Origin of the sequence: Actinomyces timonensis, assembly GCF_040702965.1 — a bacterium.
Taxonomy (GTDB): Bacteria; Actinomycetota; Actinomycetes; order Actinomycetales; family Actinomycetaceae; genus Actinomyces; species Actinomyces timonensis_A.
Genome location: NZ_CP159989.1, coordinates 57738 through 78554, shown reverse-complemented (window position 1 = coordinate 78554; position 20817 = coordinate 57738). Strand labels below are relative to the sequence as shown.

At 70.4% G+C, this 20817-nt stretch carries 15 protein-coding genes and 2 pseudogenes; 8 read left to right on the top strand and 9 right to left on the bottom strand.

Going from position 1 to position 20817, the window contains the following annotated elements; translation table 11 throughout:
• Position 1 precedes the first annotated feature (1 nt).
• Positions 2–1792 carry a glyoxylate carboligase gene (gene gcl / locus ABXS69_RS00320; RefSeq protein ID WP_366180656.1) on the top strand — a complete coding sequence of 597 codons (1791 nt, stop codon included), beginning with the start codon at positions 2–4 and terminating at the stop codon, positions 1790–1792.
• On the top strand, positions 1789–3291 hold the full coding sequence (locus ABXS69_RS00315; protein WP_366180655.1) for an NCS1 family nucleobase:cation symporter-1: 1503 nt from the start codon (positions 1789–1791) through the stop codon (positions 3289–3291). The genes gcl and ABXS69_RS00315 overlap by 4 nt, the downstream gene beginning before the upstream one ends.
• A gap of 102 nt (positions 3292–3393) precedes the next feature.
• Here the strand turns inward: ABXS69_RS00315 and ABXS69_RS00310 are convergent, their stop codons facing one another.
• Positions 3394–4704, bottom strand: coding sequence for a hypothetical protein (locus ABXS69_RS00310; RefSeq protein WP_366180654.1), 1311 nt, complete (start codon positions 4702–4704; stop codon positions 3394–3396).
• An 825-nt stretch (positions 4705–5529) separates the two neighbouring features.
• Here ABXS69_RS00310 and ABXS69_RS00305 point away from each other — a divergent pair.
• The 5 genes from ABXS69_RS00305 to rplI all read left to right on the top strand — a co-directional run bounded on the left by ABXS69_RS00305 (position 5530) and on the right by rplI (position 9856).
• Positions 5530–7947, top strand: coding sequence for a transglycosylase domain-containing protein (locus ABXS69_RS00305; protein WP_366180653.1), 2418 nt, complete (start codon positions 5530–5532; stop codon positions 7945–7947).
• A 223-nt stretch (positions 7948–8170) separates the two neighbouring features.
• Positions 8171–8458 (top strand): 30S ribosomal protein S6, encoded by a 288-nt coding sequence (rpsF, locus tag ABXS69_RS00300; RefSeq protein ID WP_017177877.1) that lies wholly within the window; start codon positions 8171–8173, stop codon positions 8456–8458.
• A gap of 23 nt (positions 8459–8481) precedes the next feature.
• Positions 8482–9063 carry a single-stranded DNA-binding protein gene (locus tag ABXS69_RS00295; protein WP_366180652.1) on the top strand — a complete coding sequence of 194 codons (582 nt, stop codon included), beginning with the start codon at positions 8482–8484 and terminating at the stop codon, positions 9061–9063.
• A gap of 85 nt (positions 9064–9148) precedes the next feature.
• Complete coding sequence (gene rpsR, locus ABXS69_RS00290; protein ID WP_017177879.1) at positions 9149–9385, top strand: 30S ribosomal protein S18; 237 nt, start codon at positions 9149–9151, stop codon at positions 9383–9385.
• Between the two features lie 15 nt (positions 9386–9400).
• The gene (rplI, locus tag ABXS69_RS00285) at positions 9401–9856 is read left to right on the top strand and encodes a 50S ribosomal protein L9 (protein ID WP_366180651.1); all 456 of its coding nucleotides are present in this window, start codon (positions 9401–9403) and stop codon (positions 9854–9856) included.
• Between the two features lie 352 nt (positions 9857–10208).
• Here the strand turns inward: rplI and ABXS69_RS00280 are convergent.
• Positions 10209–11619: pseudogene (locus tag ABXS69_RS00280) on the bottom strand (MATE family efflux transporter).
• Positions 11620–12096: 477 nt separating this feature from the next.
• On the opposite strand from ABXS69_RS00280, the gene dnaB reads away from it, so the two are divergent.
• On the top strand, positions 12097–13518 hold the full coding sequence (dnaB, locus tag ABXS69_RS00275; protein ID WP_366181598.1) for a replicative DNA helicase: 1422 nt from the start codon (positions 12097–12099) through the stop codon (positions 13516–13518).
• Positions 13519–13587: 69 nt separating this feature from the next.
• On the opposite strand, the gene ABXS69_RS00270 is transcribed toward dnaB, so the two are convergent.
• From ABXS69_RS00270 to ABXS69_RS00240, 7 genes and pseudogenes are all read right to left on the bottom strand, one after another.
• Positions 13588–14565 (bottom strand): siderophore-interacting protein, encoded by a 978-nt coding sequence (locus tag ABXS69_RS00270; protein ID WP_366180650.1) that lies wholly within the window; start codon positions 14563–14565, stop codon positions 13588–13590.
• Complete coding sequence (locus ABXS69_RS00265) at positions 14562–15431, bottom strand: ABC transporter ATP-binding protein (RefSeq protein WP_366180649.1); 870 nt, start codon at positions 15429–15431, stop codon at positions 14562–14564. Before ABXS69_RS00265 ends, ABXS69_RS00270 begins: the two co-directional genes overlap by 4 nt.
• 8 nt (positions 15432–15439) lie before the next feature.
• Positions 15440–16483, bottom strand: a complete 1044-nt coding sequence (locus tag ABXS69_RS00260; protein WP_366180648.1) for an iron ABC transporter permease — start codon at positions 16481–16483, stop codon at positions 15440–15442.
• Positions 16480–17523 (bottom strand): iron chelate uptake ABC transporter family permease subunit, encoded by a 1044-nt coding sequence (locus ABXS69_RS00255; protein WP_366180647.1) that lies wholly within the window; start codon positions 17521–17523, stop codon positions 16480–16482. The genes ABXS69_RS00260 and ABXS69_RS00255 overlap by 4 nt, the downstream gene beginning before the upstream one ends.
• Complete coding sequence (locus ABXS69_RS00250) at positions 17520–18563, bottom strand: iron-siderophore ABC transporter substrate-binding protein (RefSeq protein ID WP_366180646.1); 1044 nt, start codon at positions 18561–18563, stop codon at positions 17520–17522. Before ABXS69_RS00250 ends, ABXS69_RS00255 begins: the two co-directional genes overlap by 4 nt.
• A gap of 196 nt (positions 18564–18759) precedes the next feature.
• Positions 18760–19756, bottom strand: a pseudogene (locus ABXS69_RS00245) (ROK family protein).
• A 203-nt stretch (positions 19757–19959) separates the two neighbouring features.
• A complete protein-coding gene (locus ABXS69_RS00240) occupies positions 19960–20811 on the bottom strand; it encodes a thioredoxin domain-containing protein (protein WP_366180645.1) in 852 nt (283 codons plus the stop codon).
• Positions 20812–20817 lie beyond the last annotated feature (6 nt).

Sequence of the window (20817 nt, the reverse complement as noted above, 5' to 3'; positions counted from 1 at the left end):
GATGGCTCGTATGCGCGCAGTGGACGCGATCGTCCTCATCCTCGAGAAAGAAGGTGCCACCCAGGCCTTCGGCGTGCCGGGCGCGGCCATCAACCCGCTGTACTCGGCCATGAAGAACCACGGGGGCATCCGGCACGTGCTCGCCCGCCATGTCGAGGGCGCCTCCCATATGGCCGAGGGCTACACCCGCGCCGCGCCGGGCAACATCGGCGTGTGCATCGGCACCTCCGGCCCCGGTGGGACCGATATGGTCACCGGCCTCTACTCCGCCTGGGCCGATTCGATCCCGATCCTGTGCCTCACCGGTCAGGCGGCGGTGGCCATGCTGAGCAAGGAGGAGTTCCAGGGCGTGGACATCGCCTCCATCGCCTCGCCCGTGACCAAGATGGCCGTCACCGTCCTGGAGCCCGCCCAGATCCCCGGCACCCTGGCCACGGCCTTCCAGCTCATGCGCTCAGGGCGCCGCGGGCCGGTCCTCATCGATCTGCCCTTCGACGTGCAGGTCGCCGAGATCGACTTCGACATCGACGCCTACGAGCCCCTGCCCGTGGCGATCCCCGCGATGTCCCGCTACCAGGCCGATCGGATCCTCGACATGCTCGATGGCGCCGAGCGCCCGGTCATCATCGCCGGTGGGGGCGTCATCAACGCCGACGCCGCGGATGACCTGGTGGCCCTGGCCGAGTTCCTCGGGGTGCCGGTCATCTCCACGCTCATGGGCTGGGGCTCCATCCCGGATGACCACCGGCTCGCCCAGGGCATGGCCGGGATCCAGACCTCCCAGCGCTACGCCAACGCCACCTTCCTGGCCTCCGACCTCGTCATCGGGATCGGGAACCGCTGGGCCGCCCGCCACACCGGCAACCTGGAGGTCTACCGGGAGGGCAGGCGCTTCGTCCACGTGGACATCGAGCCCACGCAGATCGGGCGCATCTTCCCACCGGACTTCTCCGCGGTCTCCGACGCCGGGCTCGCACTGCGGGCGCTCCTGGCCGCGGCGCGCGAGCGCTACACCGAGCCCGTGGAGCGCCACGCGCCCTGGGTGGAGGAGTGCCACGAGCGCAAGGCCACGCTCCTGCGCAAGACGCACTTCGACGTCGTCCCCCTCAAGCCGCAGCGCGTCTACGAGGAGATGTGCCGGGCCTTCGGCCCCGAGACCCGGTACGTGACCACCATCGGCCTGTCCCAGATCGCCGCGGCCCAGATGCTCCACGTGTTCAAGCCGCGCCACTGGGTCAACGCCGGCCAGGCAGGGCCCCTGGGCTGGACGATCCCCGCCGCCATCGGGGCGGTCGTCGCCGACCCGGGCACGCCCGTGGTGGCCCTGTCCGGGGACTACGACTTCCAGTTCCTCATCGAGGAGCTGGCCGTGGCCGCCCACCACCGGATCGCCTACGTCCACGTCGTCGTCAACAACGCCTACCTCGGGCTCATCCGCCAGTCGCAGCGCAACTTCGACATGGACTACCAGGTGCAGCTCTCCTTCGAGAACATCAACGCCCCGCGGACCGGCGGCTACGGGGTGGACCACGTGGCCGTCGTCGAGGGCCTGGGCTGCCACGCCATCCGCGCCCGCACGCCCGAGGAGCTCGCCGACGCCCTGGGCCGCGCCCGCGAGCTGGCGCACAGGGATCAGGTGCCCGTCGTCGTCGAGGCGATCCTGGAGCGGGTCACGAACATCTCCATGGGCACGGCCCTCGACGCCGTCAACGAGTTCGAGGCGATCGCCGAGGACCCGGCGGCCGACGCGCCCACGGCCATCTCCCTATGCGCGGGAGCGGGGTCATCATGAGAGCCGCCGACGTCTCCAACGACACCCTGCGCGCCGGTGACCCCGATGGGCGCCTGTTCAACGAGGACCTGGCCCCCGCGCGCCCCGATGACCGCAACTGGAACTCCTACTCCCTGTTCTCCCTGTGGATGAACGACGCCCACAACGCCTCGAACTACACCTTCGCGGCGGCGCTGTTCATCGGCACGGGGACGCTCATGGGCATGACCCCACTGGCCATCGTCATCGGGGTGCTCGTGGCCACCCTCATCATCTTCGGCGCCTGCTGCGCCTCCGGCTACATGGGCTATGAGACAGGCGCCCCCTACCCGGTGGTCTCGCGCATCACCTGGGGGGTGTGGGGGGCGAACTTCCCGGCGGCGGTGCGCGGGATCGTGGCGATCGCCTGGTACGGCATCCAGACCTACCTGGCCTCCATCTCCCTGGAGCTGCTGCTCATGCGGATCGTCCCGGGCTTCGGGGATCTCAGCGCCTCCGTCCTCGGCCTGCGCCTCAGCGGCTGGATCGCGTTCCTGGCGCTGTCCGCCATCCAGCTCGTCATCGTGTGGCGCGGCATGGAGGCAGTCCGTCATTTCCAGGGGATGGCCGGTCCCATCATCTGGGTCATCATGATCGGCCTGGGCGTGTGGATGCTCAGCCAAGCCGACTGGCGCTTCGACTGGCTCGCCAACGCCGACGGCGTCACGCCGGGGCTCGGGCAGCAGCTCTACCAGATCGCTGTGACGGTGGGCCTGACGGTGGGGACCCTGGCCACACTCATGCTCAACTTCTCCGACTTCGCCCGCTACGCGCCCAGCGCCAAGTCCCTCGTTCTGGGCAATGTCCTGGGCCTGCCCCTCAACTGGACGGCCTTCGCCATGACCTCCGTGCTGTGCTCCGCCGCGGCGATCGAGGTCTACGGGGAGGCCTTCCACGACCCGGGCGAGCTCCTGTCCCGGATCGACAACAACATCATCTTCTACGTGGTGAGCATCGGGTTCATCGTGGCGACGGTGGGGGTCAACATCGTGGCGAACTTCGTGTCCGCCGCCTTCGACCTGTCCAACATCAACCCCAAGCGGATCTCCTTCCGGGTGGGCGGCATCGTCGCCGTCGTCGCCTCGATCCTCGTCACGCCGTGGAACCTCTACGGCAACCCGACTGCGATCACCTACTTCCTGGGTTCGCTCGGGGCGCTGCTGGGTCCCTTCTTCGGGATCCTGGCGATCGACTACTTCTGGTACAAGCGTCATGAGGTTGACCTGGAGGCCCTCTACTCGCCCCGGCCCGGCGGCCGGTACTACTACCGGGGCGGCCTCAACATGAGCGCCGTGGCGGCTTTCATCCCCGCCGCCGCGGTCTCCCTGTGCGTGGCGCTGCTGCCGATCAAGGCCCTCCAGTCACTGGCCTCCTTCTCCTGGTTCATCGCGGCGCCACTGGGCGCGATCTGCTACTGGGCGGTCATGCGGAGCCAGGGCGTGCGCCCTCGGGTCAGGACCGGCGCGGCGCGAGGCGGCTGAGCCTCTCACGACCCACAACGCCGCCGCCGGGCGCTGGTGCTCAGGGTTTGAGCGCCAGTGTCCGGCGGTGGTGGTGGTGCGCGTGTTGTGCGCGGGTGGGGGTCAGGCGATCCAGGCGCCGGAGGCGTTCAGGAAGTACCAGGTGCCGGCGTCGTTGACCCAGCCGGTGGCCATGGAGCCGTCGGGCAGCAGGTAGTACCAGGTGCCGGCGTCGTTGAGCCAGCCGGTGGTCATGGCGCCGGTGGTGGGGTCGAGGTGGTACCAGCGGCCGTCCTGGGCGATCCAGCCGGTGTTCATGGCGCCGGAGGAGTCGAGGTGGTACCAGGTGCCGTCGAGGGCGATCCAGCCGGTGCGCATGGTGCCGGTGGCGTCGAGGTAGTACCAGGTGCCGGCGTCGTTGAGCCAGCCGAAGGCCTTGGCCCCGGAGGGCTGGATGTAGTTCCAGTCGGTTCCGTTCTTGACCCAGCCGGTCTTGGGCGCCTCGGGCTTAGCCGGCTCCGACGGCTTGGGGGTCTCGGCGGGCTTGGTCGGGTCCGCGGGCTTGGTGGTCTCCGACGGGGCGGGGGTGGTGCTCGCGGGCGGCGTGGGCTTGGCCGACTCCGACGGCGTGGGCTTGGCCGAGTCTGACGGCTTGGTGGGGTCTGCGGGCTTGGTGGGGTCTGCCGGGGCGGGGGTGGTGCTCGCGGGCGGCGTGGGCTCAGCCGACTCCGACGGTGCGGGGGTCTCGGCGGGCTTGGTGGGGTCTGCCGGCTTGGGGGTCTCCGACGGGGCGGGGGTCTCGGCGGGCTTGGCGGTCTCCGACGGCGTGGGCGCGGGCGGCGTGGGCTTGGTGGTCGGCTTGGTGAGGGTCAGCTCCTGGGGATCGCCCAGCTTGATGAACCGCTCCTTGGTCTCGCCGTCAACCACGCTGGCGGGGTTGACGTAAGTGCTCGGCGCGTAGCGCTGCTCCGCGTCGAAGTAGTAGGCCTGAACATGGATCGGCTTGCCGTAGACCTCATCGTCGATCTTGCCGTCCTCCCCGAAGACCAGCTCGACGTTGATCGTGGTCTCACCGTTGACGATGTGCTCGGAGTAGACATCGGGCAGGGCCGCCTTGGAGCCGTCGGGCAGCAGGGCGACGAAGCGGTAGTTCTTCTGGGGGTCCTTGGTGGCCCCGGAGATAGTGACGTCATTGTGGGTGCCGATCGCCGTCTCCGTGACCTTCGCCGTGACCTTCGGAGTGGCCGGCAGAGCGGTCTCGCACATCTTGTCCGGCGCCTGGCAGGGCGCGGCGCTCGCCGAGGCGGTGGGGCTCTTCGGGCTTGCGTCGGTCCCGGCCTCGCCAGCCGCCATGGCGATCGGGGCGATGAGGGCGGAGGTGGCCACGAGGCCCACCAGGGCCGGGAGGCGGTGCCCACGAGAAGAGGAAGACATGAGGGTAGGACTTTCTGCATGAGGGAAAAGGGGATGGGCGCGTGACCCATGGCCGACCTTATCTGACGGCGGTCTCCGTTCTCAGAATGAGAGCTGAAGCGATATGGAAGCGATATGGAATCGATGCACTGGATCTGAGTGTCAGTATCATGCGCGCTGCTCAGGACCTATTTTGACGGGTAGACCGCATGTCATCGGCCGCAAGGCGCTCCAACCGTGAAATTGCGATGTCACAAAATTGCCCTCACCTGGGAGGCGATCAGGAACGGTTCATGAGGGGGCTGACAGGATCGCGCTTCTGGTGACGGGATCCGAGGGCGCGGGCGGGGTCGTCACCAGAAGCGCGAGGCGGTGGACGGGGGCGCCCGCTGTTGGGTCGGCTCGGGCTGGAGCCTGAGGGCGCCCGCGAGGCCCTCGATGGCGCCGTCGGCCATGATCTCCAGCAGGGCCGCGCAGGGAGGGGGCGGCGGGCTCTGATGGGTTGCGCGGGATCCCCTGGAGGGCACGGTAGGACTCGACGCATGGGGGGGTGGAGGGCCCCTGACCTATTCCTGTGAGCTTCCTCTGAGCCCGTCCGGACCCGATGGGAGGCTGACGGGTGTGACCCATGCCTGAGTGATAGGCGCCATATTGCAGCCTGGCCTGTGATGATGCCGATCAGTGGGGCCGCGGGACCCGTTGAGTTGACGCCGAGTCGCGATCCAGCCGCATTCCCCTTGCCCTGAGGGGGCACTTCCCGGCCATACTTGGCACTGCACGATGGCTCGTTGGGCCCCCAGCCCTGAATCCCAGCGAACCGACCGGCACTGCAGGAATGAGGAGCGCGTGACACTGAACGCGAACCCAGGAGGCAATCGTCCCCATGGCGGCAGGCTCGCCCAGGCGGCCATCTCCGGAAGCCAGGAGCAAGGCCGACAGGCTCCCAGGGGCGGCCGCGACAGGCGCGCCGCCCGGGCCGCTGCCGCCAGCCCGGCCCCCACGGGCATGAGGAGGATCTTCAACTACCCCAGGCGCGGCAAGGGCCCGATCCACCGCTGGACCCCGAGCTGGCGCTTCTGCCTGGGCTCCTTCCTCCTCGTGACCGCGGCGGTGCTGGGCCTGTTCGTCTACGCCTACTCGACGATCAAGGTGCCTGAGCCCAGCGAGTTCGCCCAGGCACAGACGACCACCATCTACTACTCCGACGGCACCACCCCGATGGGGCAGTTCGCCGAGGTCAACCGGACTATTATCGATGCCTCGACGATTCCCTCCCACGTGGGCAACGCCGTCGTCGCCTCCGAGGACCGCTCCTTCTACACCAATAGTGGTGTGGACCCGAAGGGAATCCTGCGGGCCCTCGTCAACAATGCCAGCGGCGGGGGGACCCAGGGCGCCTCCACCCTCACCCAGCAGTACATCAAGAACTACTACGTCGATACGACGAGCTCCTACGCCGGCAAGTTCCAGCAGGCCATCATGGCCCTCAAGATCGACCGGTCCAAGACCAAGGCGGAGATCCTCGGCTCCTACCTCAACACGGTGTACTTCGGGCGCTCCGCCTACGGCATCGAGGCCGCCAGCCAGGCGTACTTCGGCCACCCGGCCTCCGAGATGACCTACTCCGAGTCTGCGCTCCTGGCGGGGATCCTGCCCGCGCCCAGCGTCTGGGACCCGGCGATCGACAAGGATCAGGCCACGCTCCGCTGGAACCGCGTGCTCGACCTCATGGTGGCCGATGGGTACATCACGCAGGCGGAGCGCGACTCCGCGACCTTCCCAACGACGATCGACAGCACCAATGACGAGACCTACCAGGGTCCCAAGGGCTACCTCCTCCAGATGGTCCGGGAGGAGCTCACGACGACGGCGGGGCTCACCGACCAGCAGATCGACACCGGCGGGCTGTCCATCGTCACCACGATTAACAAGGCCAACCAGGACGCCGCCGTCGCTGCCGCCCAGAGCCTGCCGGAGGGCCACTCGCCCAACCTGCGGGTGGGGCTGGTCTCGATCGACGCCAGTAGTGGCGGCATCCTCTCCCTCTACGGCGGGCGCGACTACCTCACCGGCGGGCTGAACTCCTCCACGGGGGCCGTGGCCCAGGCGGGCTCGACCTTCAAGCCCTTCGCGCTCGTGGCCGCCCTGGAGAATGGCGCGACCCTGGCCAACGGCTATCCGGGGGCCTCGCCCATGACGATCGAGGGCAACCGGTTCGTCAACTTCGGGAACGCCCAGTTCAGGTGGGCCGACCTGGTCAAGGCCACCGCGTACTCGGCGAACACCCCCTACGTCCAGCTCAACAAGGACGTCGGGCCGGAGACCACCAAGGAGGTGGCCACGAGGGCCGGCTACCCGCAGGACACGGTGGGCCTGGAGCCCGCGAACCTCCAGAACGTCCTCGGCTCGGCCTCGCCGCACACGATCGACATCGCCACGGCATTCGCGACCTTCGCCTCCCAGGGGACCCGCCACAAGACGCATATCGTCGCCTCGGTCAGCGGGAAGAACGTCTCCTACACGGCGCCCACCACTGGTGAGAAGGTCTTCTCCGACGATGTCATGGCCGACGCCACCTACGCGATGCAGCAGGTGGTCAACGAGGGATCGGGCACCACGGCGCTGCGCCTGGGCCGGCCGATCGCCGCTAAGACGGGCTCGTCCTCGGACAACAAGTCGGCACAATTCGTCGGCTACACCCCGCAGGTGGCCACCGCCGTCACCCTCTACCAGACCGGTCCGAACGGGGAGGAGGAGTCGATCACCCCATGGGGTGAGTACTCCGAGATCACCGGCTCCACCTACCCGGCGGACATCTTCACCATCTACATGGAGTCCGCGCTGAACGGCCTGCCTGTTGAGCGGTTCCCGGGCCGTACGGCTGGCTCCTACACCCCGGGCACCCTGGGCGGCACCCCGGCGCCCGCCCCCTCGAGGGGCTTCTCCCCGGCGCCTGCCCCGGAGCCCTCCTTGACGCCGGTGGAGCCCACGCAGAAGACGGAGTCTCAGCAGGAGGCGCCGATTCAGCCGGAGTCTCCCGAGGACCAGCAGAAGGGACGCACCCCCGGCGAGTCGCAGGACCAGAACTCCCCGAAGCCCGACATGCCGCGAGGGAATGGCAACGGCGATGACGGTGATGATGCCAAGAAAGAGAAACGTGAGAACGGTCGGCTAGGCGCAGGGAACGAGCATCTTCAACAGATTCCCGACTGGCGGAGGCTGCTCGAAGATCCCCGCTGGTTCCCCCGTTACCACTGGCAGTAGGCCTGGTTGGGCGCCGGCCCGACGCCGGGGCGTCGTCCGCCGCGCGTGTCGCACTGCACGGCCGGTGCCCCGCCCCCGTCTTCCGGGCGGCGCCTGCCCTGGAGTAGGCTCGTGCTCCGGCGCTCCCTTGGGCGATCCCGCCCCGGCGGCGCGCCGCACGCATCAACCCTCCTGTCACGGAGAGACCGTGACCGCTTGAGACCAGAGGAGGTGGGTACCAAGCATGCGTCATTACGAGATCATGATCATCCTCGACCCCGAGACGGACGAGCGCACCATCGCGCCGTCGCTCGAGAAGCTGCTGCAGGTCGTCCCCAGCAACGGGGGCACGGTCGACAAGGTCGACGTCTGGGGCAAGCGCCGTCTCGCGTACGACATCAAGAAGCGCTCCGAGGGCTTCTACGTCGTCGTCGACATGACCACCACGCCCGAGATCGCCCAGGAGCTCGACCGCCAGCTCGGCCTCAACGAGACTGTCCTGCGCACCAAGCTCCTGCGTCCCGAGGCCTGAGCCCACCGAGGGAAGGAAGCGAAATGGCCGGCGACACCGTCATCACGATCATCGGTAACCTCACCGCGGATCCGGAGATGCGCTTCACCCCGTCGGGTGCGGCGGTCGCGTCCTTCACGATCGCGTCCACGCCGCGCACCTTCAACCGCCAGACCAACGAGTGGCAGGACGCGGAGACGCTCTTCATGCGCTGCTCGATCTGGCGCGACGCCGCGGAGAACGTCGCGGAGTCCCTGACCAAGGGCATGCGCGTCATCGCCCAGGGCCGCCTCCAGCAGCGCTCCTACACGGATCGCGAGGGCGCCCAGCGCACGGTCGTGGAGATGCAGGTCGACGAGATCGGCCCCTCCCTGCGCCGCGCCAAGGCCCAGGTCACCCGCACGGGTGGCCAGGGAGGCTACGGCGGGAACCAGGGTGGTGGCGGCTACCAAGGCGGTGCCCAGAACCAGGGCGGTCAGGGCGGCGGCTCCTGGGGCAACCAGGGCGGCCAGGGCTTCCAGGGCCAGGGCGGCCAGTCGGGCTACAACGCCCCCCGGGGCGGCGCCGCGGACGACCCGTGGGCCACGGGCGGCTCCACCTCCTTCGGTGACGAGCCCCCGTTCTGATCCCCGGGAGCCAGGCGCTCCGTTCCCACACCCATAACCCAATCTCGTATGAGCGCCGTCGGCGCTCGCAACAAGGAGTACCACTATGGCGAAGCCTCAGCTTCGTAAGCCGAAGAAGAAGGTCGGCCCTGTCAAGGCGATCAAGGTCGGTGTCATCGACTACAAGGACACCGCCACGCTGCGCAAGTTCATCTCCGACCGCGGCAAGATCCGCGCCCGCCGCGTCACCGGCGTCTCCGTCCAGGAGCAGCGCAAGATCGCCAAGGCCGTGAAGAACGCCCGCGAGATGGCCCTGCTGCCCTACACGAGTTCTGCTCGCTGAGAAGGAGGCACGGATATGACCACCAAGCTCATCCTCACCCACGACGTGGCCAACCTCGGCGCCGCCGGGGAGGTCGTCGACGTCAAGGACGGCTACGCCCGCAACTACCTGGTCCCGCGCAAGCTCGCCACGCCCTGGACCAAGGGCGCGCAGAAGCAGATCGACCAGATGGCCGAGGCCCGCCGTCGTCGCAGCATCGAGTCCCTCGAGCACGCCCAGACCGCTCGCGCCTGGCTGACTGACAACGTCGTGACGATCACCGCGAAGGCTGGCGCCAACGGCCGCCTCTTCGGCTCCGTCACCACCGCCGAGATCGCCGATGCCGTGAAGGAGGCCGGTGGCCCCGCCATCGACCGCCGCAAGATCACCATCGCCCCCCCGATCAAGTCGACCGGTCGTCACAGCGCCTCCGTTCGCCTGCACGCCGACGTCGTCGCCCCGGTGGAGCTGTACGTCGTCGCCGCTCGCTGAGCGCTCGCGCTGAGGGCCCGCCCAGGACTGCCTGGGCGGGCCCTCGCGTCACCGGTGGCCCGGGAGTGGCGAGGTTTGAGGATTGCTCGTGATCTGGAGGCGCTCCGCTTGCTTTTTTCCTCCACCTCCAGGCTCTTGACCTGGGGCGACACAGGAGGTGACGCTATGTCAGAAAAATGAATCCTCAAACCTCGCCACTTTCGCGCGACGCGACCCGGGGCCTGACTCGGGAATGGGCCGGAGCGGGCGTGGACCGAACACGGCGACTGTCCTCGCGCAGGGCGCCACCGACGGCATCCGCGCGCTGAGGTCCGCCGACCCCACCGAGCGCATCGAGGTCGGTTGACCGGGGTCAGGCGAGCCAGGCACGGGCGCGCGGGGCGGTGGTCGCGGCCCGAGCGCCCATGAAGACCCAGGCGAAGGCCAGCCAGAGCAGCTCAAGCCCATGATCGCTGAGGCTCGACGCCGTGCCCAGGCGCCCGACCGCAACCGCTAAGGGGGCGTAGGGCAGCAGGGTCAGCACCCCCGCGCGCGCCAGGTAGCGGCCCTCGCCCGCGCCCATGAGGACGCCGTCGAGGAGGTAGACGACCCCGGCCAGCGGCATCGCCGAGGCCGTCACGAGCAGTGCCGGGGCCGCCAGGCCGACGACGCCCGCGTCCGAGGTGAACAGGCGCGGCAGCCACGGGGAGGCCGCCGCCATGACGGTCCCCAGGACGACGCCCGTCAACGCCCCCCAGGAGACGGTCCGTCTCACCACCGCGCCCGCGGTGAGCGGAGGCGCGTCTCCGGCCCTGGATGGGGTGCTCGCCCCACCGTCGGAGTCCGCGGCATCGGCCTGTCCGAGCGCCGTGCCGATGAGGGCCTGGGCGGCGATGGCCAGGGCGTCGAGGGCGAAGGCGGCGAATGCCCACAGGGAGTTGACCACCTGGTGCGCCGCCAGCGGAGTCTCTCCCAGCGCCGTCGCCGCCCAGACCGTGAGCAGGATCGCCGCTCTCAACGAGACGGTGCGCACGAGCAGGGGCAGGCCGGAGCCGAGGGAGGCGCGCATTCCCTCACGCCTCGGGGCGAGCCCGACGCCCTCGAGCCGGGCGGTGCGCAGTACCGGCAGTGCCAGCGCCACCGCCATGGCGCTCTGGCTCAGCGCCGTGCCGAGCCCCGAGCCGGCGATGCCCATGCCGACGCCGTAGAGGAGGAGGGCGTTGAGCCCGATGTTGAGCGCCGCTCCGGCGGAGGCGACGATGAAGGGCGTACGGGTGTCGAGCAGCCCGCGCAGAGCTCCCGGTGGCGGCGAAGACGACGAGCATGCCGGGCAGTCCCGGCGCTGAGGCCCGCAGGTAGTCGATGGCCGCGCTGGCCACCGCGCCGCGGGCGCCCAGCAGCTCGGCCAGGGCGGGGGCGGCCCCGGCGAGGATCGCGGCCGCGCCGAGGCCCAGCGCCAGGGCGAGCCACAGCCCGTCGATCCCCGCGCGCAGGCCGCCCGCCCGGTCGCCCGCCCCGAAGAGCCGCGCCGTCGTCGCGGTCGTCGCATAGGCGAGGAAGACGAACAGGCCGACGACGGTGGTCAGCACCGTGGAGGCGAGTGACAGGCCCGCTAGCGACGTGGCTCCCAGATGCCCGACCATCGCGGAGTCCGTGAGCACGAACAGCGGCTCGGCCACGAGCGCGCCGAGCGCCGGCAGGGCCAGCCCCAGGATGGAGCGGTCGAGGCCACAGCGGCTCGCTGTGCCCGCCGAGCAGCCCCGGTCCCGATCGGACGAGTCCAAGGGACCGTCATCGCGCGCTGGTCTGGTCACGTCATCTCCGGGGTCGTGGGGGCGCCCAGTCTCTCATGCCTCCCGCGGGGGCCGATGTCGCCCGCCCGCTGGCGCCAACCGCGTCCGAGCGGTCCAGACCTGAAGGTGAGGATGAGGTTATTCCACAGGGAAACACGGTTATCCACAGATTTTGTGCAGACTTTGTAGCACGCTCTTGTGAGCTTCTGAGCATGGACTCCATGTCGAGTTAACGGCGGTATATCAACGATCCTCGAAAACGTGCAGGTCGTCACCCCGACGTTATCCACAGGCTATGCGGCGCGTCGCCCCCAGGTTATCCACCGCTTTCCACAGGTGTCGGTGATGTGCCCACAGCGTCCCCCCAGGGCGCGTTTGCCGCGCCCTGGGGCGGGGGCTAGTGTCGCGCGCGCGCCGCCTGGCGCCGGAGGGGAGAGAGCCGTGACCGACGTCATCGACCGCGCTGTCGTGAGCGCCGCGCGGGAACGCGGCGGCCAGGGCTCGCCCGGCCCTGCGGCGGCCCGCTTCGACGGCGTCTTCGACCGCGTCCCCCCGCACGACGACGAGGCGGAGATGGCTACGCTCGGCGGCATGCTGCTGAGCAAGGAGGCGATCACCGACGTTCTGGAGATCCTGCGCGGCAACGAGTTCTACCAGCCCGCCCACGAGTCGATCTTTGATGTCATCGTCGACGTCTACAACCGCTCCATGCCGGCCGACCCCATCGTCGTCTCCGACGAGCTGGCCAAGCGCGGCGAGCTCGACCTCGTCGGGGGCGCCCCCTACCTCGCCTCCCTCATGGCGAGCGTGCCCACTGCCGCCAACGCCGCCTACTACGCGCGCATCGTCCGGGAGAAGTCCCTCATGCGGGGCCTCGTCCAGGCCGGCACCCGTATCACGCAGCTCGGATACTCCCAGGACGCCGGGGACATCGCCGAGCTCGTCACCCTGGCCGAGGCCGAGGTCTACTCCGTCGCCCACTCCGAGGGGGAGAAGGAGGACTACGTCGCCATCTCCGAGCTCCTGGGCGAGGCCAACCTGGAGATCGAGGCCGGGCAGAGCCGTGAGCAGGGCGCCATGACGGGCGTTCCCACGGGCTTCATGGACCTCGACGAGCTCACCGGAGGCCTCCACGCCGGCCAGATGATCATCATCGCCGCGCGCCCCGCCATGGGCAAGTCCACGCTCGCCGTCGACTTCTGCCGCTCGGCCTCCATCCACCACGGCATCCCCTCGTGCTACTTCTCCCTGGAGATGGGGCGCATGGAGCTCATGATGCGCATCCTGGCCGCTGAGTCCGGGGTCTCCATGAACAAGCTGCGCGGCTCCAACCAGATGGACGAGCGCGACTGGCAGGACGTCGCCCTGGCGTACAACCCCGTCTCCAACGCCCAGCTGTACATTGACGACTCCCCGAACCTCACCATGCCGGAGATCCGCTCCAAGGCCCTGCGCCTCAAGCAGCAGAACGGCCTCGGCCTGCTCGTCATCGACTACCTCCAGCTCATGAGCTCGGGCAAGCGGGTGGAGTCCCGCCAGCAGGAGGTCAGCGAGTTCTCCCGCTCGCTCAAGCTCCTCGCCAAGGAGCTCGAGATCCCGGTGATCGCCGTCGCCCAGCTCAACCGCGGCCCCGAGCAGCGCACCGGCAACAAGCCCCAGATGTCCGACCTGCGCGAGTCCGGCTCCCTGGAGCAGGACGCGGATATCATCATGCTCCTTCACCGCCCCGAGTACTACGCGATGGAGGAGCGCCCCGGGGAGGCCGACATCATCGTCGCCAAGCACCGCAACGGGCAGACCAAGACGATCCCCGTGGCCTTCCAGGGCCACCTCTCCCGCTTCTCCAACATGGCGCGCGACATCACCGCCGAGCCCGACTACGAGGGCTGAACGGCCTCCTTGGGCGGAGCGCTGATGCGGTCCCCGGTGGCGCGCCGGCTCCAGCGCGCTGATCCGTCGTCAGTTCTCGGGGCGGCCCAAGCGCCAGTAGCCCATGAACGCCACGGCGCGCCGATCGACGCCCCGCTCTGAGACCAGGTGGCGGCGCATCGCGCGCACCGCTCCCGCCTCACCGGCCAGCCAGGCGTACAGATCCGTTCGTGACAGCGCCGCCCCGCCGCGCGCCGTGCGCGGCACCTCCCACAGGAGGGTGGAGTCGACGTCGATCTCCTCCACCCGGGTGGGCCGGCCCGGCGGGCACAGCTCGGCCGCCGACTCAACGACCGCCGCCGTCAGCAGCTCGCCATGCGCCCCGCCCTCGCGCCCCAGGAAGCGCAGCTCGAAGCCTGGATGCGCGGGAAGGTAGGCGCGGTCGGCCTCCCGGGGCATCTCGACGACGGCGATGCCGCGCGCGCTCGTGGGCAGGCCCTCCAGGATCCGGGAGATCGCTGGGGCCGCCGTCTCATCGCCGCCCAGGAGGTAGGCGCCGGTGCGCGCTGGTGGGATGAAACCGACACCACCCGGCTCGCCGTCGAAGGAACGACGGGGCCCCAGCAGCACTGCCCGGCTCCCGACGACGGCGCCCCCGATCCAGTGCGCCGCCGGCCCCAGCCCGGCGCCGGGCCCGCCAGTCGGCGCGGCCGGATGGGCCACCATGTCGACGTCCACCTCCGTCGCGCCCCCGCCGTGGGCGGCCCGGCGCACCGCGCGCGTCGTGTAGGTGCGGATCGGGCAGCGGTGCTCAGGCGGGCAGGCGAGCCAGGCGGCGTACCAGTCCGGACCGTCCACCAGGTGCTCGTAGCCACCCGAGGGCGCGGGCAGGACGAGCTTGATGCGCTGGTCCCAGCCCGGGTCCGCGAAGTCGGCGAGAGGGTCGCCGCCCTCCTCGGGAGCCCCGGCGCTGACGAAGGTGAAGCGCCTCATGGAGGGGGAGACATCGAGGATTCCCGCCACTTCGACTGAGAAGAAGCCAAAAGGGGCCCTCCTCGCGCCGCTCACGCCCCCTCCTGCCCGGGCGCCTGATCCCTACCGCCGCCGCTCACGTGGTAGCGGCCCTTGGGGACGATGAGCGGCGTGCCGGAGACCGGGTCCGGGATGACATCCGCCTCCAGATCGAAGACCTCCCGCACCAACTCGCTCGAGACGATCTCCGATGGCGCTCCGGAGGCGACCACCCTGCCCTGGCGCATGGCGATGATGTGGTCCGCGTAGCGGGCCGCGAGATTGATGTCGTGCAGGACCATGACGATCGTCGTGCCGCGCTCGCGGTTGAGATCCGTGAGAAGGTCCAGCACCTCCACCTGATGTGCGAGGTCGAGGAAGGTCGTGGGCTCGTCGAGGAGGAGCACGTCGGTGCGCTGGGCCAGCGCCATGGCGATCCACACGCGCTGGCGCTGCCCCCCGGAGAGCTCGTCGATGGAGCGATCCGCCAGGGCCTCGGTGCGGGTGGCCAGCAGCGAGGCCTCCACGATCCGCTGGTCGGCGGCGCTCGTGGCCCGGAACAGCCCCTGGTGGGGGCTGCGCCCGCGCCCCACGAGATCCGCCACCGCGATGCCCTCCGGGGCGATCGGCTGCTGCGGCAGCAGGCCGAGGCGCCGGGCCAGCCGACGGGTGGGGAGCGAGCGGATCTCCTCGCCGTCGAGCAGGACCTGACCGTCCACAGGGGCCAGGACTCGCGCCATCGTCTTGAGCAGGGTGGACTTCCCGCAGGCGTTCGCCCCCACGATGACGGAGATCCGGCCCACCGGGATGGCGACATCCACGCCGTCGACGACGATGCGGCCGCCGTACCCCGAGCGCAGGGCGCGAGTGGCCAGTTCGGCGGGGCGCGCGCGATCCTGGGTCGCAGGGGCGGCTGTGCTCATGGACGGGGTCATGCGGAGGCTCCCAGGCGGTTGATTCGCAGCAGTTGGAGGATGAGGTAAGGGGCGCCGACCACACCGGTCACCACGCCCACCGGGAGTGTCGTGGGGAAGGCGTGCTGGCCCAGGAGGTCGCCTCCGAGCACGACGATGGCCCCCATGAGGGCGGCGGGCAGGAGCAGCGTGCGATGCGTGCGCCCCACGAGGCCTGCCGCGAGAGGCCCGGCCAGGAAGGAGACGAAGGCGATGGGGCCGGTGGCCGCGGTCGCGAAGGAGGCCAGCGCCACCATGGTGAGCACAAGGGCGAGCCTGGCACGACCAGTGGCCACCCCCAGGCCGACGGCGGTCTCCTCGCCCAGGGCGAGCAGCGGGAGGTCCCGGCCGATCGCCCCCATGATCAGCGCGCAGGCGCCCACGGCGATCGCCAGGATCCCCACCTGGTCCCAGGCGGCGTCGTTCAGGGATCCGGACAGCCAGCGCATCGCCTTGGGGACGTCGTAGATGGCGGCGCGTAGTTGCAGGTAGGCGATCAGCGAGGACAGCATCGAGGACACGCCGATCCCGATGAGGATGAGCCGGGCGCCCTGCGCCCGGCCCGAGCCGGACAGCGCGTAGATGGCGGCCGCCGTCGCCAGGCCGGCGACGATCGACAGGATGCTCACGGCCGGCCCGGACCAGCCCAGCACGAGGATCGAGAAGACCGCTGCCGTCGAGGCGCCTGAGGTGATTCCGATGATGTCAGGGCTGGCGAGCTGGTTGCGCAGCATGGTCTGGGACGTGGTGCCGGCCATGCCGAAGGCCAGCCCGGCGAGGAGCCCGACCATCGCGCGCGGCAGGCGCAGACGGCCCACGGAGAACGATGCCCCGGGCACGCGCTCGCCCATCATGACGCGGATGATCTCCTCCGGGGAGTACCAGGTCCTCCCGATGAGCACGGCGGCCCACCACAGGGCGACCACGCAGACGAGCAGCGCCGCGCTCACCCCCCAGTAGCGCGCCGCCCGGGAGCGCCTGCCCCGGTCGGTGAAGCCGAGGGCGAGGGCCGGGGCGCTCATAGCTCGCGCACTTTCGCGCTTCGGGCCACGACGATGAGGATGGGGGCCCCGACGAAGGCGGTGATGATGCCCACCGAGATCTCGCTCGGCCTCGCGATCACCCGGCCCAGGGTGTCGGCCGCGGTCAGCAGGGCGCCGCCGCCGAGGAGGGACAGGGGCAGGAGCCACCGGTGGTCGGGGCCCGTGAGCATCCGTACCGCGTGGGGGACCATGAGGCCGACGAATCCGATCGGCCCGGCCAGCGCCGTCACGGCGGCGCATAGGACCACCCCCGCGGCGGCGGCGAGGAGCCTCGTGAGCGGCGCGTTGACGCCCAGCCCGGTAGCCGCCTCGTCGCCGAGGGCCAGCGAGTTGAGCGGGCGCGCCATCGCCAGGCCCGCGGCGGTGGCCAGCGCGATGAAGGGCAGGACCGCCCCGAGGGAGTCCCAGGTACCCCTCCCCAGGCTCCCGACCTGCCAAGCGCGGAAGTCCTCCAGGCCTTGAGCGCGGGGCAGCATGATCGCGCTGATCGCCGAGGACAGCGCCGCGCCCGTGGCCACCCCGGCCAGGGCGAGCTTGACCGGCGTCGCCCCTCCCGGCCCGAGCGAGCCGACGGCGTAGACCACGATAGCGGTGAGCATGGCACCGGCCATCGCGACCCACAGGTACTGGAAGAGCGAGTGGATGCCCAGGAAGGCGATGCCGGTGACGATCGCCAGGGACGCCCCCGTGTTGATCCCCAGGATCCCGGGATCGGCGATGGGATTGCGGGTGATGGCCTGCATGAGGGCGCCCGCCAGCCCCAGGGCCGCGCCTGCCACGAGGGCGGTGGCGGTGCGCGGGAGCCTCTCGCTGACGGCGGTCGCCCCGATGGTCGAGTCATGGCCGACCACGCCATCGAGGATCTCGGAGAGGCTGACCGCGCGCGCCCCGAAGGCGATCGAGGCGATGACCGCCAGGGCGAGCAGTGACAGGATCGCGACGAGCACGGCGGGGGCGGGCAGGGCCGTGGGGTCGCGATCGTCTGCCCTGCCCGCGCCGGGCGCGGCCGGGGCGGTCACTGGACCTTGTCTGCGGCGGCAGCGATGAGCGCCACGTAGTCGGCCAGCCCCCAGGGCAGGGAGAGCGGCCCGGGATTGGTGGAGGCCGACAGCGCCGAGCCATTGCCGACGAAGGCGATGGCCCCGTTCTTGACCGCCGGGATCGTCCCGATGAGGGGATCGGCTTGGAGGGTGGGCAGGTTCTCCGCGGTGCCGTACATGACCATGATGTCGACGTCGTTGACCATGTCGGCGTTCTCGGCGGAGAGGTTGTGGGAGAAGGTGGAGGGGTCCGCCTCGGCCTGCTTGCGCACCGAGGCCGGGATGGTCAGGCCCAGGTCCTCCATGAAGGCCGTGCGCGGGTCGCCCGTCGTGTAGAAGCCGATGGAGGACTGGTCGCCCGCGCCCATGTAGAAGAAGGCGGCGGTCTTGCCGGTCAGCTGCGGGTGCTTGGCGGTCTCGGCGGAGATGGAGGACTCCAGGGTTGCGATGAGCGCCTGGCCCTCCGTCTTCTTCCCGATCGCGGTGGCGTCCATGGTGATCATCTCGCGCCACGGGGTGACCCAGGCGGCCTTCGGGTAGGCGATGGTGGGAGCGATCTCGCTGAGCCGGTTGTAGTCCTCCTGGGTCATGCCGGAGTAGGCGCCCAGGATGATATCGGGCTTCGTGTCGGCGATGGCCTCGAAGGCGATGCCGTCGGTCTCGTCGAACAGGACGGGCGCCGCGGCGCCGCCGGCGACGAGCTCGTCCACCTTCGTCTTGGTCCAGGGCAGCATCCCGGAGCCGTCCTCGACGCCGAAGACCTGCTTGGCGATCCCGACGGGCATGACGCCCAGGGCGAGGGGGACGTCCTGGTTCGCCCAGTTGACGGTCGCGATCCGCTCCACCGAGGCGGGGAGCTCCGTGGTGCCGAAGGCATGGGTGATGGCGCCGGGGGCGCCGCCGGTGGAGGAGCCGCTGGCGCCCCCGCCATCGCTCTTCTTGCTCCCGCAGGCAGCCAGGAGCGCTGACAGGGACAGTGCTGAAGTGCTCGCGAGGAAGGACTTGCGGGAGACTGACATGGGTTCCTCTTCGTGGTCGGGGGCGGTCGCTCGCGGTGAGCGCCGGAGGCAGGCAAGGGGAACCTTAGTAAGGGCAGGGTGGTCTATGGAAGAGCGGCATGTATGGCGTGACGCATCTTCGACGGCACGGCGGGTCATCATTCGCCGCGCCGGACGGCCCGGCCCCGGCGGGGCCCGGTGGGAACCCGGACCGGGCTCAGCCCTGGCGGGCGAGGTCCGCCGCCCCCACCAGACCGGCCTCCTGGCCGCCCGCAGCCAGGACGAGCGGGATCGGCGGTCGATGGGCTCCCGCGGTGAGAGCGGCCTCGAAGGCCTTCCGCGTGGGCTCCAGGAGGATGTCGCCCGCCTCGGCCAGGCCCCCGGCGATGACGATGACCTCAGGATCGAGCACGGCGCACAGGTCCGCGAGGCCCCGACCCAGCCAGTGGGTGAGCTGGGCGTAGCACTCCAGCGCGCAGGGGTCGCCCTCGCGGGCCGCCGCGGTGACCGCCTTGCCGGAGATGCTGCTCGCGTCCCCACCCGAGAAGCTCGATGATGCGCGCGGCGTAGGCTGGGCGGAAACGGGCCTGCTCCCAGCCGTTGACGCCCAGGGCCGTGCCCGCGGCGTAGCGCTCGAGGCAGCCGTTGAGGCCGCAGCCGCAGGGGCGCCCATCCGGCACCACGTTGATATGCCCGATCTCGGCGGCGAAGCCCCGCGCGCCGCGCAGGAGCCTGCCGTCCACGACGATCGCCCCTCCCACACCGGTGCCGATCGCCACGACCAGGGCGTTGCGCTTGCCCTGGGCGGCGCCGAAGCGCACCTCCGCCCAGCCGAAGGCATTGGCGTCGTTCTCCACGACGACCGGCAGGCCCACGCGCTCGGAGATGGCGTCCGCCAGGCGCAGGCCGGTCCAGTCCAGGTTCGTGCCGTGGGCGATCGTGTTGCGGTCCTCGGCGATGAAGCCGGCCGCGCCGATGCCGACCGTCGCGCAGGTGGGGAAGTCGTTCTTGAGCTCGCGCACGACCTCGACGATCGTGTCGACGATGGCCTGGCGCTGCTTGGCGGGGGAGTCACGGCGGATCGTGGCGAGGACCTCGCCGTCGACGCCGACGACGCCGCCTGCGATCTTCGTGCCGCCCACGTCCACGCCGATGCTCAGCGCGCCCCGTGAGCTCTGCGCCTTCTCAGTGGTCGCCTCGGTCTGATCCGCCATGAGTGCTCCTTCGCCATGCCTCGGGTGATGCGGTGCTGGGTGGGAGCGCGCCCACCGATGGGCGCGATACCGAGGCGCGCCCATTGTGGCAGGGAACGCAGGCCTCCCGCGACCGGATGACGACGGCCCCGTGGGCCCCGTGGGTGATCCCCGCCGTCGCAGGGCCTTGGTGGGGAGCGCTGATCATCCCCGGTTATCCCCGGCTACTTCGCCGCCTTCTCGGTGATCGCGGCGCGCACCGCCCCCGCAGGGGCGAAGCCGTTGATGTAGGCGTCGTTGATCATGAGGAAGGGCGTTCCCGTCACCCCGATCTGGTAGGCGTGCTCCTTGGCCTGGGACACCGACTGAACGGTGGCGTCAGCGGTCATGTCCGCCTTGAACCTCTCGATGTCCGGCACTCCGGCGCTCCGCGCGAAGGCCGTGAGGCTGTCCTGGGTGTACTCGGGGTGGCCAGTGGGGTCGGCGGCCGCGTAGACGGCGTCGTGGAACTCCCAGAAGCGGCCCTGGTTCCCGGCGGCGATGCCTGCCTGCGCGGCCAGCGGCGAGGAGGGGGTGATCTGCGCGAGGTCGCGCCACTCGATCCGCAGGGTGCCGTTGTCGATGAGGTCGCGCAACTCGGGCTCGGTCTCCTGGGCGAACTTCGTGCAGTACGGGCAGGCGAAGTCGGAGAAGACCGTCATCACGACCGGCGCGTCCGCGCTTCCCTTGGCGCGGGGGTCATTCGGGTCGCGCTTGGGCTCGTCGCGCAGGATCCGCAGCTGCTCGGGGCTGAGCGAGGGGACTGCGCGAGCGGCTCCGGCGGCTGCCTCATCGGCGCTCTGGGACGAGGCGGCTGTTCCCGCCGCGGAGGCCGTCGGGGTCGCGCTGGGCGAGGAGTCCTTCGTGGTGCGCAGGACGAGCGCTCCGGCGATCACGGTGAGGAGCATGGCGATGATGACGAGCAGGATGACCACGGCCCGGTTGTTCCGCCGGACCGGAGGCGCCCCGTCCGGGGTGGGGCTGATGGGCGCGTTCGGCCCTGTGGGCGCGGCGGAGGGCTCGGGCGAGTCGGTCATGCCCGC